This window comes from Amycolatopsis sp. WAC 04169 (assembly GCF_003947535.1).
Classification (GTDB): domain Bacteria; phylum Actinomycetota; class Actinomycetes; order Mycobacteriales; family Pseudonocardiaceae; genus Amycolatopsis; species Amycolatopsis keratiniphila.
In genome coordinates this window covers 107,152-121,293 of the sequence record NZ_QHJI01000011.1, presented here as the reverse complement: position 1 = coordinate 121,293, position 14,142 = coordinate 107,152, and the positions used below count along the sequence as shown (strand labels likewise).

Genomic DNA, 14,142 nt, shown 5'->3' with positions numbered 1-14,142 from the left:
GAGCCCCCTTGCGTCACCTCATCTCACTCGACGACCTCACCGACGACGACCTGCGCGCCATCGTCGGCCGAGCCGTCCTGCTGGCGGAACGGCCGCGCGCGACCTATTCCACTTTGGACGGCGCGGTCGTCGGCATCCACTTCCGCAAGACTTCCACCCGTACACGCACCGCGTTCTCCGCGGGCGCGCTGCGGCTGGGCGCCCGGATCATCGCCTACGGCCCGAACGATCTCCAGACCAACACCGGGGAGTCCATCGAGGACACCGGACGAGTGCTGTCGTCGATGTTGGACTTCCTGGTGGCGCGCACGGCGGCCGATCCGGCGGAGCTCCGGGCCATCGCCGCGCAGGACCGGATGGCCGTCGTCAACGCGATGAGCGCCGACGAGCACCCGACCCAGGCGCTGGCGGATCTGACGACGATCGTCCAGCGCTTCGGCCGCGTCGACGGCATCCGCATGCTGTATCTCGGCGAGGGCAACAACACGGCGGCGGCCTTGGCGCTGGCGCTCAGCCGCTTCCCCGGCACCGAGCTGCATCTTCGCACTCCGCCGGGCTACGGCGTCGACCCGGACGTCCTGGAGCGCGCGGGCAAGCACGCCGCCCGGCACGGTTCGTCCATTGTGGAGCGACACGACGTCCTCGACCTGCCCGGCGGCGTCGACATCGTCTACACCACCCGATGGCAGACCACGGGAACGTCCAAACCGGACCCCGGCTGGCGGACGGTTTTCGCGCCGTTCCAGGTGACCGCGGACCTGTGGCGGACCAGTCCGGACGCGTTGTTCCTGCACGACCTGCCCGCGCACCGGGGCGAGGAGGTCACGGCCGACGTGCTCGACGGGCCGCGTTCCGTCGCCTTCGCGCAGGCGGAGAACAAGCTGTACAGCGCGATGGCCGCGCTCGAATGGTGCGGCGGGGAGGACTTGGCGTGAGCTGGTTCGACGTGGCCGAGAGCGGCCTGTCCGGTGCGGGCGAGGTGACCATGCTGTCCCGTGAAGAGGTCCGCAAGTGCCTGACGAACCTCGACCCGGTCGACGTCGTCCGCGAAACACTGGCCGACCACGACCGCGGCATCAGTCTCCTGCCCGCCGAGGCGTACCTGCGCTGGGAGAACTCCCGAGGTGCCTACACCCGGTCGATCGGGATGCCGGGCGCGGTGCGGTCGGCGTACGGGATGAAGATCATCAACGCCAGTGTGTCCAATCCCGCCATCGGGCTGGAACGCGCCGGCGGAATCGGCCTGTGCTTCGACGCGGAGACCGCCCGGATCACCACGATCATGGAGGCAGGCCTGCTGAGCGCGGTCCGGACGGCGGCGGTGAGCGCGGTGGGGGTGGACGCGCTCGGATACGGCGGAGCGGTTTCCCTGGCCGTCGTCGGTTGCGGCGCTCAGGGGCGGATGCACGCCGCGCTGCTCGCCGAACGGCTGCCCTCGCTGCGGAAGGTCACACTGTACGACCGGTTTCCGGACGCCGCGCAGGCCTTGGCCGCCACCCTGCCCGGGATCTCGGCGCAGGTCTGCTCGAACGCGCGGGAAGCGGTGTCCGCGGCCGAGGTCGCCGTGTTCACGACCACCATGGACACCGGCTACGTCGAGCCGGACTGGGCCTCGTCGGGCGCGTTGCTGATCAACGTCTCCCTCGGCGACCTGACGGACGCGGCGTTCCGCGACGCGGCGGCGGTGTACGTCGACGACGTGGACCTGGTGGCCGACAACCCACGCCGGCCGCTGGGCCGCCTGATGGCGGAAGGCCTGTTCGGGCACCCCGATTCCACCGGGCCGGCACGCCCTCTCGACGGCACGTTGGGCGGGATCCTGACGGGACGGCACCGCGCGGACGGGGTCGCGTCGCCGTATGTGGTGCTGAACCCGTTCGGCATGGGAGTCCTCGACGTCGCGCTGTACGCGGCGGTCTCCGCGCAGGCCCGGGCGGAGAGCCTCGGTACCGCCCTCCAACTCGGCTGAGCCTCGCGTCACCTGCCTACCGGGAACCACCCGCGACCGACGGCGACGAAGCGAACGGAACCAGCAGCCGCGCCGCCCCGCTGCCGTCCGCGGGCACGGCCCAGATGTCGCTTTCCTTCCCGTCCCCGCGCGGCAGGCTGTACCCGATCGTGTCGTTGTCGAGCCACACCACCTGGTCGTCCACACTGCGCGTCTCGGCGAGCGGGGTTTCGCGCATCGTGGCCAAGTCCAGGACGTGTTCCCGCCACGGGTTGACGTCGCCCTCCGCCACCCGCTTCTTGAACGCGAGCTTCTTCCCGTCCGGCGACAGCGAAGGACATTCCGCGTTCTCCCGCAGCGTGCGGGCGTTCCACGCGGCGTTGTCGCCCTGCACCAGATAGGTCCGCCCGCCGGTGGCGACCGTGGCGTAGAACGTCCGCTCGTCCGCGGCGAACGTGACGCCCCAGTAGTTGACGTCCTCGCCACGATGGGACACGTCCCCGATCCGCAGCGGGATGCCCTCGATGTTGCTCGACAGCTCGTTCAACTCGCGATCCATGATCGCCGTACGCGTCGAGAAGGTGCCGGGCGTCGAGTAGGAGTCACCGGTGACGAAAGTGGTCCAGCTGCCCATCCGGCCACCGGGTGAGAGCTTCGCGCGGTTGGGGATCCCGGGCACATCGACGCGTTTGACCTCGCCGAGCGCGGGATCGACGAACCGGGCGACCGCGCCCGCCATCGGCGTGGACTCCTTCGCCAGGCACAGGCCGCCCGCGGCCGCGGTGTAGAACCGTTCGCAGGTGAGCGAACTGATCCGCCGCGGCCCGCCGGGATCGGAGACGGGGACCGAGGCCACGTTGCCGTACCCCGGACCAGGCGCACCGTTGCGGAACAGCAGTCTTCCCTGCTCTCCCAGCACGATCTGCCCCGAAGTGTCCACCGCGACCGTCGCGTCGGCCGCCTGCCGCTCGGGGCTGTTCGCCTTGGCCTGCACCACGTACACCACCGAGGCGGCGACGAGGGCGGCGACACCCGCCAGCGCCACCACGAACTTCACCGGAAGCTTCACCCGTCTCCTTCCCCGTCACCGGCAGCGGTACGGGCCCGCTTTGTCGAGCAGTTCGCCGTTGGTGCCGATGATTTCCCAGGAATAGGTCTTCCCCTTGAGGACCAGCTTCATCACCCCGTGCTTGCCCAGGATCTTCTCGACGCCTTCGCGCGCTTTGTAATCGAGGTACAGGCTGTCGCCACCGATACCGGCGATGACCGAGCGCACGCCGTTGGCCTCGTCGACGTGACCGTTGACGTCCAGCGGCTTCGTCCGCTCGTAATGGTGGTCGTGCCCGGCGAACACGACGTCCGCCTTCGCCCTGGCCAGCTCGTTCCACAACGGCGCCACGCTCTTCGCGTCACCGGAGTTCCCCGAATTGAAGCGTGGGTGATGCCAGTACCCTGCGACACAGGACTTCTTGGTCTTCGCGAGGTCCTTGCGCAGCCACGCCACCTGCTCGGCGCCGCCGCCGTTGTACACCGGGTCCGAATCGAGCGCGACGAAGTGGAAGTCACCGACGTCGAAGCTGTAGTACGGCTTCCCCTTCGGCGTCGCGATCTTCCCGAAGTACTGCTTGTACCCCGCCAGCTCGTTGTTCCACTCGTGGTTGCCCGGAGTGGGTTTGGTGATCTTCTTGAACCTGCCCCAGGTCTTGTCGTAGTAGGTCCGGAACTCTTTGATGGTGCCGTCGACGTACTGGTTGTCGCCCACGGTGAGCACGTACCGCGGGTTGATCTTGGCGACGAGCTCCGCCGTCTGCTGGTGTTCGGACGGCAGCTCCGACTTGGCGATGTCGCCGGCGAGCGCGATGACGATGCCGTCGGACGGTGTCGGCCGGGTGGCCGCCTTCACCGGCGCGGTCGAACCGGACAGGTTCCCCGCCGCGTCCCGCGCCCGCACCGCGTACTGGAAGTCGAAGCCCGACGCCAGCGACGTGTCGGTGTAGGACGTCGTCGCGGACCTGCCGATGACGTTGCCGTTGCGCAGGATCTCGTATTCGACGACCCCGACGTTGTCGCTCGCCGGGTCCCAGCCGAGCGTGATGCTCTCAGTGGTGGACGACGTCTGCCGGAGCCCGGTCGGCACCGACGGTGGCTGGATGTCGCCGTCGCCGGTCCGGACGCCGTAGACCTCCAGCTCCCACAGCGAGTATCCGTAAACGGTCGCCCGTGCCGTGCCGAAGATCCGGACGTGCCTGGCGGAGGTGTTCAGCCCGGTGAACTCGTCCAAGCCGCCGTCGCTACCCACCACGGTCTTCACGTCCCGCCAGTTCTGGCCGTCGTCGGACGCCTGGACCTGGTAGTCCTTCGCATGCGCCGATTCCCAGAAGATCTTGATCCGGCTGATGTCCGCCGGGCCGCCGAGATCGACCGCGATCCACTGTGGATCGCCCTCCAGGCTCGCCCACCGGGTCGTCGAATCGCCGTCGACGGCGAGAGCGCCGCTGAAACCCTCGTTCTCGACGGTGGAGGTCGTGGTCCGTTTGTTGACCGACAGCAGTGATTCCACCGGTCCGGCCGTGGCGCTGGAAGCGATCACGGGCTGAGCGAGCAGGACGATCGCCGCGATCGCGGCGGTGCCCGGCTTCACCATTCGATTCACCTGTTACTCCTGGTTGGGCCTACGTCGTGGTGGAACACGGACCGGGCCCGATGCCGCGTACGGCACCGGGCCCCATCCGTCAGCGGCAGGTGTACGGACCCGCCTTGTCGAGCACGTTCCCGTTGGTGTCGTGGATCTCCCAGGAGTAGGACTTCCCGTTCAGCATCAGCTTCATGACGCCGTGCTTGGCGAGGATCTTTTCCACCCCTTCGCGGGCCTTGTAATCCGTGTAGAGGTAGTCGCCACCGATGCCGGCGATGACCGAGCGCACGCCGTTTGCCTCGTCGATGTGGCCGTTGACGTCGAGCGGCTTCGTCCGCTCGTAATGGTGGTCGTGCCCGGTGATCACCAAGTCCGCCTTCACCCTGGCCAGCTCGTTCCACAGCGGGGCCATCTGCTTCTTGTCACCGGAATTCCCCGAGTTGAAGCGGGGGTGGTGCCAGTACCCGATGACACAGGACTTCGTGTTCTTCGCCAGGTCGTTGCGCAGCCAGGTCACCTGCTCGGAACCGCCGCCGGTGTAGATCGGGTTCGAGTCCATCGCGACGAAATGGAAGTCACCGATGTCGTAGCTGTAGTACGGCAGGCCCTGCGGGTACGCGATCGCGCCGAAGTACTCCTTGTACCCCCTGAGCTGGTCGTCCCATTCGTGGTTGCCCGTCGTGGGTTTGGTGATGCTCTTGAACTTGCCCCACGTCTTGTCGTAGTGCGCGCGGTACTCGGAGATCGTGCCCTTGTGGTACTGGTTGTCGCCCACGGTCAGCACGTACTGAGGGTTGATCCTGGCGACCTGGTTCGCGGTCCCCTGGTGCGTGGAGAAGAGCTCCGGGTTGGCGATGTCGCCCGCGAGCGCGAGGGTGACCGGGCCGGTGCCGCCGGGCTTGGTCGCGGCCCTCACGACCGCGCTCGCCGCGGAGACGTTGCCCGCCGCGTCCCGTGCCCGCACGGAGTAGCCGAACTCCACTCCGGACGCCAGCCCGCTGTCGGTGTAGGAGGTCGTCGCGGTGGTTCCGACGACGTTCCCGTCACGCAGCACTTCGTACTCGGTGACCCCGACATTGTCGGTGGACGCGGTCCAGCCGAGGGTCACGCTGTCCGCGGTGGTGGCGGTCGAGGCGAGACCGGTGGGCACCGTCGGCGCCTGCGTGTCGCCGCCGCCGACGCGGTCGCCGTAAACCTCCAGCTCCCACAGCGAATAGCCGTAGGTCGTACCGCGGGCCGTGCCGTGGATGCGGATGTGCCGGGCGGAGGCGTTGAGGCCGAGGTGCTCGTCGATGCCGCCGTCGCCGCCGACGATCGACTTGATATCGGTCCAGGTCCGGCCGTCGGCCGAGCCCTGGATCTTGTAGGTCTTGGCGTAGGCGACTTCCCAGTTCAGCCTGACCTTGGTGACGGTCGCGGTGCCGCCGAGGTCGACGGCGATCCACTGCGGATCGACCATCTCCTCGCTCGCCCATCGGGTCGTGGTGTTGCCGTCGACGGCGTTGGCTCCGCCGAATTCGGCGCCCTCGACCGACGACGTGGTGGTCGGTTTGCCCGCCGACAGCAGGGATTCCGCCTGCGCGGTGCTACCCGAAGAAATCAATGTCTGCCCCAGCAAGGCCAGGGTCGCCACCGCGACACCGGCCAGGGGTGTTCTCCGTTTCATGCGAACTCCTCGACGTTGCGGAGTCGGCGAGTACCGGCGGTGGGCGGCGACTGTCAGCCGGAGTCGCTTAGTTAAGTAAGTTTCCTAACGATCGCAGTGTAAAAGGTCCTTAAAGTCACAGTCAACGGGTGATCGGGCGGTGCCCGGCACCATTTGATGGCAGGGTCGCGGCCATGGTGACGCTGGATCGGCTCGTGAACGTCCTCGGTGGATACGGGGCGCGGTTGTGGTGCTGCCCGGTGTCGCGCGAAGTGGCCTTGCGCGACGTGGTCATGCACGACGCCGCCGACCCCCGTGACCTGCGCGGGGACGTGTACCTCGCGGTCGGCGCGGACTCGGTCGCGGCGGCCGTCGACCTGGCCGCGGCGGCACAGGCCTCGGTCGTCCTGGTCCGGGGCTCGTCGCCGGATCCCGAGGCCGCCGAACGGGCGGAACGCGGCGGCGTCGCCGTGCTGCTGGTGGACCCGGACGTGTCCTGGGGCCAGCTCGCCGGCGTGGTCTACGGCCTCGTGCTGGAGGGTCGCGAGACCGAGTCCGGCCGCGGGCCGACCGACCTGTTCGCGCTCGCCGACAGCCTGGCGGACGCGCTCGGCAGCGCGGTGACCATCGAAGACCGGCTGTCCCGGGTCCTCGCCTACTCCAGCCGCCAGCACCTGGCCGACCGGGCACGGCTGGAAACGATCCTCGGCAGGCTCGTCCCGGAGCCGGTCCGCGAGCTGTTCGAACGGCGGGGCGTGTTCCGGCACCTCGCCGAATCCGACGAGCCGCTGTTCGTCGAGGCCGATCCCGAACACGGGCTCACCGGGCGCATGGTCGTCGCGGTCCGCGCGGGCCGCGAGCTGCTGGGCTCGATCTGGGTGGAATGCGACCGGCCGCTGTCCGACGCCCGGCGCGCGGTCCTGCGGGACAGCTCGCGCACGGTCGGCCTGCATCTGCTGCGCTCACGGGCGAGCGCGGATCTGGAGCGGCAGGTCGAATCCGATCTGGTGATCCGGCTGGTCGAAGGAACACCGGACGCGGCGGCCGTGCTCAGCAGGCTGGGGCTTCCGCCAGGGCGGTTCCGGGTGATCGCGCTGCAGGCCCATATCGGCGACGAGCGCCACGCCGCACTGCTGCTCGCGTTCGAGCGGGCGACCACCGGTTTCGGCTGGTCACGTCCGGGTCGCAGCACGCTGTTCAGCAACACCGTCTACACCGTCCTGCCCGGGGACGACGTCGAGGCGGCCAGGACGTGGGTCGCTTCGATCCGCGAGGCACTGCCCCGGCAGGTGACGATGCTGGCCGGCATCGGGGCCGGTGCGGGGTCGGCGGAGCTGCCCGCCAGCAGGCTGGAAGCCGATGAGTGTCTCGCGCTGCACGGCGTGCGTCCCGGCACGAAGTCCGCGATCGCCTACGACGAGGCCTGGGACGACATCCTGGTGCAACGGCTGCGGGCGGCCGCCGCGTCCGGCCGGGCGCCCGCCCGCGGCCCGATCACCGAGTTGCGGCGGCACGACAGCGCGAACGCCACCAGCTACGTCGCGACGCTGCGCGCCTGGCTCGAAGCGCAGGGGGATCTCGCGGAGGCGGCCGAGCGGTTGGACGTACACCCCAACACGATCCGCTACCGGCTCCGGAAGATGGCCGAAGTGACCGAACTGCGCCTCGACCAGCCCGCGAAACGGCTGGCGATGATCATCGAACTGGCCGTGTCCGAACCCGCCCCTTGACCGTTCCGGCCAAAACGATCCGCCCAGGTTGTCGGATCCGGACAATCGACACCGCCCGGATTCGAGCCATCCTGACCGCGACAGCACCACTCGTAGCGGAGGAATTCATGGGCGATCTCGACCGGATCGACGGCGGCCCGCGTTCGGCGATCGTGATCGGGGCCGGCGTGGTCGGCCTGTCGACCGCGTGGTTCCTGCAGGAACGCGGCGTCAGTGTCACGGTGGTCGACCGCGCGGGCATCGCGGCGGGCGCGTCGTGGGGCAACGCGGGCTGGCTCTCGCCCGGGCTCTCGATCCCGCTCAACGAACCCGGCGTACTGCGCTACGGGCTGCGGACGCTGCTGGACCGCCAGGCCCCGCTGCACGTTCCGCCGTCACCCGATCCGCGGCTGTGGTCGTTCCTCGCCCGGTTCGCCGCGAACTGCACCGGCCGCTCCTGGACCCGCGCGGTCGAGGCGAACGCACCACTCAACGACGAATGCCTGGAAGCCTTCGACGTCCTCACCGCGAACGGGGTGGACGCGCCGACCATCGAAGCGCCGATCACGGCGGCGTTCGAGACCGCCGACCAGGCCGCCGGGCTGATCGGCGAGCTGCGGCGGATCGAGGAAGCGGGCCAGGGCATCTCCTACACCCGCCTCACCGCGTCCGACCTCGCCGAACGATTCCCCCAGGCCACGGCCAGGCTCGGCGCCGGTGTCCGGATCGACGGGCAGCGCTACGTGGACCCGGGCCGGTTCGTCGAGTCGCTGGCGCGATCGGTGGTGAGCCGGGGCGGCACGATCCGCCACAAGTTCGAGGTCGCTTCCCTGCGCGCGTACCGTCACGCGCTGAGCGTGCGCTCGAAGTCCGGCCAGACCGTGAACGCCAACGCAGTCGTGCTGGCGACCGGCGCCTGGCTTGGAGGACTTGGCCGGAAGTGGGGCGTCAAGGTCCCGGTCCGGGCCGGACGCGGCTACTCCTTCACCGTGCCGACCGACCAACCGGTGCCCGGACCGCTCTACCTGCCGGACATCCGCGTGGCGTGCACGCCGTACCGCGAAGGGCTCCGCGTGGCCGGGACGATGGAGTTCCGGAAACCGGACGCGCGGCTGGATCCGGCCAGGATCGCCGCGATCATCGCCTCGGCGCGGCCGTTCCTCACCGGACTGGACTGGGAGCGGCGCACCGACGAATGGGTCGGTTCCCGCCCCGTCACCACCGACGGGCGGCACGTCATCGGCGCGACGGGCACACCCGGGCTCTACGTCGCGGGCGGGCACGGGATGTGGGGACTGACCCACGGCCCGATCACCGGACGCCTGCTGGCCGAGCACATCACCACCGGCAAACAGCCGGAGGCCCTGCGTCCCTTCGATCCCCTCCGCTGATGGCCCAGGACAACGGAACACCGGCCGACGAACAGTCCGAAGTGGACCGGCTCCGCGCCGAGAACGCGCTGCTGCGCGCAGAGAAGGACCTGCTACTGAAGGCCGCGATCGGATTCGCCACCGACGCGGGCGCCTTCCAGCGGCGGTCTCGTGAACCCGAGACCCGCTGACCGAAGCGGGACTCATCGAAGGTCTGTGGGGGCTGGGTCCTTTCCGCGCCCGGCCCCCACAGACGTACCCACCGAAAGGCGATCATCACCATGTCAGGCCCTTGGCTGACCAAGGAAGCGCACGCTCGGCTGGTGCGGGAGCTCGCGACGTTGCGGCGCCCCGGCACCGACGACCGGTACGGCGACGACGAAATCGCGCACAAAACCCATCGGCAGGCACGGATCCGGCAGATCGAGGACATGCTGCGCGGCGCCGTCGTCGGGCAGGATCCGCCCGACGACGGGATCGCCGAGCCCGGCATGGTGCTCACCGTCCGGTACGACGACGGCGACACCGAGACCTTCCTGCTCGGCACCCGCGACGAGGCCGGCCATGGCGAACTCGAGGTCTACTCCCCCGATTCCCCGCTCGGCCGCGCCCTGCACGGCGCGAAACCGGGTGACCGGCGGGAATATCGCGTGCCGAGCGGCGGGGCGGTCCACGTCACGTTGCTGGACGCCAAGCCGTACGGGCGGCATCGGGAGACCGCTCACTGACGCTAGATTGTCCTGTGTGGACCAAGATGAGTACCGCCGCCGACTCCGCCGCGTCCTCGACGCTCATTCCGACGACGTCACCGCACGGCTGAAAGTGATCGTCGAGGCGATCGGCGACAGGGTCGAGAGCGTGCAGATCGAGGTGTTCCCCGACCAGGACGGCGAGGGCACCTTCGACGTCTGGGCCCGATTCGAGGGCCCGGATTCCTACATCCTCAACAAACCGATCGACGAGCAACGCCATCTGTTCGGCGTCGTCCACCATGAAACGGGCTGGGAACCCGATGTGCCGCCGCTCCCGCGGGGGCTTTCGGCGGACCTGATCGTGGACACGGTCGTCGAGTGGCTCGACTCCGTCTGGATCCGGACGTTCGACCCGCGGCCACCGATTCCGGTCGAGGTGTCGTCACCGGACGGCTACGGTTCGGTAGTCCGGATACCGCGGACATACTGACAAGGAGGATTCGTGGACGTCCTGACCCTGGGCCCGGACGAGATCCGGGCCGCCGTGTCCATGCCCGCCGCGATCGCCGCGGTACGTAACGGTTTTCTCGCCCTGCACCGCGGCGAATTCGAAATGCCGACGCGAACCGTGCTGCGCGACGGCGGATTCCTCGTGATGTCGGCGCACCACCGCCCGACCGCGTCGGCGATGATCAAGACCCTGAGCCTCGACTTCGACCGCAACCCGGCCATCGTCGGCACGGTCGTCCGGAGCGGGCTCGGCCACGGCCGTCAGCTCGTCGCCGACGCCATCGAGGTGACCCGCATCCGCACCGGCGCTGCCACCGGAGTCGCGACCGACTTGCTGGCCCCGCCGGACGCGAAGACCTGCACCCTCATCGGCGCGGGCGGGCAGGCGGCCGACCAGGTCCGCGCCGTGCACACCGTCCGGCCGCTGACCGAACTCAGGATCGTCAGCCGCGGACTCGAACGCGCCGAAGCGCTCGGCAAGACACTCGGCGCGGAGTTGGGCATCGGCGCCGTCGTCCTCACCGATCCAGATGAGGCCGTTCGCGACGTGGACATCGTCTGTTGCGCGACGACGTCCACCACGCCCCTGTTCTCCCTCGAATCGCTGGCCGAACACGCCCACGTCAACGCCATCGGCGCGTACCGCCCCACCATGCGGGAACTCCCGGACGACCTGCTCGTCGACGCGACCGTCGTCATCGACGCACGAGAGGCGATCCTCGACGAATCCGGGGAGATCATCCACGCCCTCGCGTCGGGAGCCATCACCGAGGACGACCTCACCGAGTTGGGATCCGCGCTGGCCGAAGGAGTCGTGAAGTCAGGCGGCCGTACGGTCTTCAAGTCCGTCGGGGTGGCCGCCCAGGACTGGGCGATCGCCGATCTTCTCGCGCAGTAGACGGCATGGTCCGTCAACTCGGCAATCGGGTGTCCTCACGGGACATCGGCGCGCCGGAGGCACGGGTCTCGGCGGGGATGTGCTCCTCGCCCGCGGGTTTCCGGCGACGTCCGTCCAGGAACCACTCGACGCCGAAGTCGTCAGAGCGGGCCACCATGATCAGCAGCACCACCAGATAGGCGAAGAAACCCGCCGCGAGCCCGACACCGTAAGCACCGAACAGCCGGCTCCCGGCCGGGAACAAGGCGAGTACCGCCCCACCGCCGACGGCGCCGAGCAGCGCGGCGAGATCGGACAAGCCGATCTCGCCGGTCCGGTACCTGTTGACGAAGTACAGGTTCCAGCCGAGCACGAAGCCGAAAGCGCCGGCACCGATCAACTCCCACATCGCCACTTCCTCATTCCTTGAACGTCAGACGGAGATCCGGACGCGCCAGCGCGAGATAGCTCAGCCCCGCCACGCTGCGGGTCCGGAGGAGTTCGAGACGGCTCACCCGGATCGCGTCGCCGAGTTCCCGGTTCGCGCCGAGCACCAGCGGGACGAGATGATCGGCGAACCGGCACGCCGTCGTCTCACCCACGTCGATCTCGGTACCGACGATCCCGCCCGCGCCCGCCCACAACAGCCGCTGCGTCAACGGATTCGGCTGGTTGTCGCCCAGCGCGGCGGTACTGCACCCGTTGAGCAGGACCAGCGGCCGCGAGCGCCACAGCCGGTAGAGGTCGTCCGGCAGGCCACGCGCGGACAGCCGTTCGCCGTCGCCTATCTCCACCCAGCCGATGCCCTGTTCTTCGTCGACGCCGCCGTGGCAGTACAGGTAGATCAGGCTGGGCTGCACGGCTCGCAGCCGGGCGAGCAGCTCGGCACGCCGGTTCTCCTCGTACCACGTCACTCCCGGCAAAAGCTCCCGGAGCCGGCGCAAATGCTTGTCCCGCAGGACGAACGCGGGATCCATGGCCTTTCCCAGCACGAGGGCGGGCGGATCCGCGGCTTCCGCGGGCCGATCCGGCACCGGGCGATCCGTTCCCAGCGACGGTGGGCTGCCCAGGAGAAGCCGGAATCCCTAGAAACCGGCCGGGCACACCACCGTGTCCGAGTCCGAGAGACAACGCCCGTCGAAGCAGCGCGGCTCGACACTGGCGTTCAAGTCGTCGAAGAACGCGCGGCAGGCACGCAGTTCGGCCGAACCGACCTCGGCCAGAGGGAAGTCGTAGACGATCGCGGCGGGCAGGGGCTGCGCGCAGCCGTCCGGCCAGATCACCTGCACCCGGACCCGGTCCCGGAGCCGCTGCCACAGCGGCACGGGATCCAGCCCGGCCCGCACGAGCGCCGGGTCGATCCTCGGCCGGATCGCGGTGTAGACGTTCCGGCCGTGCAAAGCCAAAGCCCCGAGCGCGGAATCGATCGATCCCTGCGCCGCTTCGAGCCGCCGATACAGGTCACGGGCGCGGGCTTGCAGCCGGTCCAGATGCGCAGCGGGGATACCCGCGGCCATCGCCACCGCCCCGTCGGCGAAGAAGACATGGATCCCGTGCTCGTCGGCGGTGTTGTGATTGACCATGATGCTCAGGGCATGCGGTGCGACGGTGTCCAAAAGGGACGGATCGAGACCGTAACCGGCCGCATAGTCCCGCTCTGTTCGCCAGCCGCCACGGTCCTCCGGCCAACCGATGTCCGCATCGACGGCGAACGACTGCCAAAGGACGCCGCGGCAATACAGTCCGACCCGCAGCCGCCTCCGCGCCGGTCGCACCGGGGTGCGGAGGTCGAACACGATACGTCCGGCGTCCCCGCCGCCGAGCCTGACGCGCCGGGTCGGTGACCCCGTGACCATCGGCTGTAGCTTGGCCGGGGTGCTGTCGAAGGCCACTACGTCAAGAGGCACCTCTCTGCTCGTGTCCGCGCCGGGCAGCTCGCCGATGTCCACCCACAGCACGTATCCGGTGTCCGGAGTCAACGGAACGTCCGACGGCGCCGGGCCTCCGGTGAGATCCGAGATTCCGACACGAACCGGCCGGATTCCGGGTTCCGGCAGCCCGCGCGGTGACTGAGGGGGCGGCGGCTTGTCGCCGCGACGACGGACGAAACGCAGCCCGGCGAGGGCGGCCGCGGCGAGCAGCAGGCCGCCGAGGATCGCGAGCCACGTCTGCCGTGGAAGATCGAGGAGCGTGGTGTTCTCCGCGGACGGTGCCGGTATCGGCTGGGCCGTTCCGGAGGTGGCCAGCACGGTGACGGTCGCGAGGAGGATCCGCGTGCCCGCCGGGCGCCGCGCGTACCCGGTCGGCGACTTCGAGGTCGGCTCGGCGGAGGATTCTTCGACGATCGGGCTCGTGAACGTGGTGGGCGGGCTCGTGACCGGTGATTCGCTCGTGGTCACCGGCCCGGTCGTGGTGGTGGGTGGTTTCCGAGTCGACGTCGAGGAAGCACCAACGCGGTGGCACGGCTGGCAATGGAGTTCGGTGGGGCCCGGCGGCTGCCCGGAGGCGACCTCAAGCCTGCCCCGGAGTGGCCCCCGGCTCGCACTCGAACACGGGGCGCTGGGTTGCCCGCCGAAGTAGAGCATGCAGTTTTCGTCGGCGGCCACGCCGTACTTGACGATGTCGTGAGCGGAGCTTGGGTGAACCTGCGCGGGGAGGACGTCCTGCTGCGCCGACGCAGGCAGGGCGACGGCGAGCAGGATGACCGCCGTCGCGACGACGGCTGCCCGTGGGCGCGACATCCGATCCTCCCCACC

General features: G+C 69.4%; 14 protein-coding genes. 8 read left to right on the top strand and 6 right to left on the bottom strand.

Annotated elements, in window-relative coordinates; translation table 11 throughout:
- Positions 1–8 precede the first annotated feature (8 nt).
- Both DMC61_RS30045 and DMC61_RS30040 read left to right on the top strand, forming a co-directional pair.
- Positions 9–935 carry an ornithine carbamoyltransferase gene (locus DMC61_RS30045; RefSeq protein WP_125693326.1) on the top strand — a complete coding sequence of 309 codons (927 nt, stop codon included), beginning with the start codon at positions 9–11 and terminating at the stop codon, positions 933–935.
- Positions 932–1,969 (top strand): ornithine cyclodeaminase family protein, encoded by a 1,038-nt coding sequence (locus DMC61_RS30040; RefSeq protein WP_125693324.1) that lies wholly within the window; start codon positions 932–934, stop codon positions 1,967–1,969. The genes DMC61_RS30045 and DMC61_RS30040 overlap by 4 nt, the downstream gene beginning before the upstream one ends.
- Positions 1,970–1,985: 16 nt before the next feature.
- Here DMC61_RS30040 and DMC61_RS30035 read toward each other — a convergent pair whose 3' ends face one another.
- The 3 genes from DMC61_RS30035 to DMC61_RS30025 all read right to left on the bottom strand — a co-directional run bounded on the left by DMC61_RS30035 (position 1,986) and on the right by DMC61_RS30025 (position 6,249).
- The gene (locus tag DMC61_RS30035; RefSeq protein ID WP_125693322.1) at positions 1,986–3,017 is read right to left on the bottom strand and encodes a hypothetical protein; all 1,032 of its coding nucleotides are present in this window, start codon (positions 3,015–3,017) and stop codon (positions 1,986–1,988) included.
- Positions 3,018–3,032: 15 nt separating this feature from the next.
- Entirely contained in the window at positions 3,033–4,592 is a 1,560-nt protein-coding gene (locus DMC61_RS30030) for a discoidin domain-containing protein (protein WP_125693716.1), read from the bottom strand.
- 88 nt (positions 4,593–4,680) lie between these two features.
- Complete coding sequence (locus tag DMC61_RS30025) at positions 4,681–6,249, bottom strand: discoidin domain-containing protein (protein ID WP_125693320.1); 1,569 nt, start codon at positions 6,247–6,249, stop codon at positions 4,681–4,683.
- 173 nt (positions 6,250–6,422) lie between these two features.
- Here DMC61_RS30025 and DMC61_RS30020 point away from each other — a divergent pair, with 173 nt between their 5' ends.
- From DMC61_RS30020 to DMC61_RS30000, 6 genes are all read left to right on the top strand, one after another.
- Positions 6,423–7,958, top strand: a complete 1,536-nt coding sequence (locus DMC61_RS30020) for a CdaR family transcriptional regulator (protein ID WP_125693318.1) — start codon at positions 6,423–6,425, stop codon at positions 7,956–7,958.
- A gap of 107 nt (positions 7,959–8,065) precedes the next feature.
- Positions 8,066–9,328 (top strand): FAD-binding oxidoreductase, encoded by a 1,263-nt coding sequence (locus DMC61_RS30015; protein WP_125693317.1) that lies wholly within the window; start codon positions 8,066–8,068, stop codon positions 9,326–9,328.
- A complete protein-coding gene (locus DMC61_RS41495; RefSeq protein WP_170064556.1) occupies positions 9,328–9,498 on the top strand; it encodes a hypothetical protein in 171 nt (56 codons plus the stop codon). Before DMC61_RS30015 ends, DMC61_RS41495 begins: the two co-directional genes overlap by 1 nt.
- A 90-nt stretch (positions 9,499–9,588) precedes the next feature.
- Positions 9,589–10,035 (top strand): GreA/GreB family elongation factor, encoded by a 447-nt coding sequence (locus tag DMC61_RS30010; protein WP_016334353.1) that lies wholly within the window; start codon positions 9,589–9,591, stop codon positions 10,033–10,035.
- 16 nt (positions 10,036–10,051) lie between these two features.
- The gene (locus DMC61_RS30005) at positions 10,052–10,489 is read left to right on the top strand and encodes a DUF6389 family protein (protein ID WP_125693315.1); all 438 of its coding nucleotides are present in this window, start codon (positions 10,052–10,054) and stop codon (positions 10,487–10,489) included.
- A 12-nt stretch (positions 10,490–10,501) separates the two neighbouring features.
- The gene (locus DMC61_RS30000) at positions 10,502–11,407 is read left to right on the top strand and encodes an ornithine cyclodeaminase family protein (RefSeq protein WP_125693313.1); all 906 of its coding nucleotides are present in this window, start codon (positions 10,502–10,504) and stop codon (positions 11,405–11,407) included.
- Positions 11,408–11,420: 13 nt separating this feature from the next.
- On the opposite strand, the gene DMC61_RS29995 is transcribed toward DMC61_RS30000, so the two are convergent.
- The 3 genes from DMC61_RS29995 to DMC61_RS41245 are packed head-to-tail and all read right to left on the bottom strand — an operon-like array spanning position 11,421 to position 14,127.
- Positions 11,421–11,795 carry a hypothetical protein gene (locus DMC61_RS29995; protein ID WP_233595010.1) on the bottom strand — a complete coding sequence of 125 codons (375 nt, stop codon included), beginning with the start codon at positions 11,793–11,795 and terminating at the stop codon, positions 11,421–11,423.
- Between the two features lie 10 nt (positions 11,796–11,805).
- Complete coding sequence (locus DMC61_RS29990; protein ID WP_125693309.1) at positions 11,806–12,420, bottom strand: CHAT domain-containing protein; 615 nt, start codon at positions 12,418–12,420, stop codon at positions 11,806–11,808.
- A 51-nt stretch (positions 12,421–12,471) separates the two neighbouring features.
- A complete protein-coding gene (locus tag DMC61_RS41245) occupies positions 12,472–14,127 on the bottom strand; it encodes a hypothetical protein (protein WP_158634147.1) in 1,656 nt (551 codons plus the stop codon).
- Positions 14,128–14,142: the final 15 nt, after the last annotated feature.

Coding starts and splice junctions, on each gene's coding strand:
- DMC61_RS41495 (WP_170064556.1), top strand. CDS start 9,328: ATGGCCCAGGACAACGGAACACCGGCCGACGAACAGTCCGAAGTGGAC.
- DMC61_RS41245 (WP_158634147.1), bottom strand. CDS start 14,127: ATGTCGCGCCCACGGGCAGCCGTCGTCGCGACGGCGGTCATCCTGCTC.
- DMC61_RS30020 (WP_125693318.1), top strand. CDS start 6,423: ATGGTGACGCTGGATCGGCTCGTGAACGTCCTCGGTGGATACGGGGCG.
- DMC61_RS30030 (WP_125693716.1), bottom strand. CDS start 4,592: ATGGTGAAGCCGGGCACCGCCGCGATCGCGGCGATCGTCCTGCTCGCT.
- DMC61_RS30010 (WP_016334353.1), top strand. CDS start 9,589: ATGTCAGGCCCTTGGCTGACCAAGGAAGCGCACGCTCGGCTGGTGCGG.
- DMC61_RS29995 (WP_233595010.1), bottom strand. CDS start 11,795: ATGTGGGAGTTGATCGGTGCCGGCGCTTTCGGCTTCGTGCTCGGCTGG.
- DMC61_RS30015 (WP_125693317.1), top strand. CDS start 8,066: ATGGGCGATCTCGACCGGATCGACGGCGGCCCGCGTTCGGCGATCGTG.
- DMC61_RS30025 (WP_125693320.1), bottom strand. CDS start 6,249: ATGAAACGGAGAACACCCCTGGCCGGTGTCGCGGTGGCGACCCTGGCC.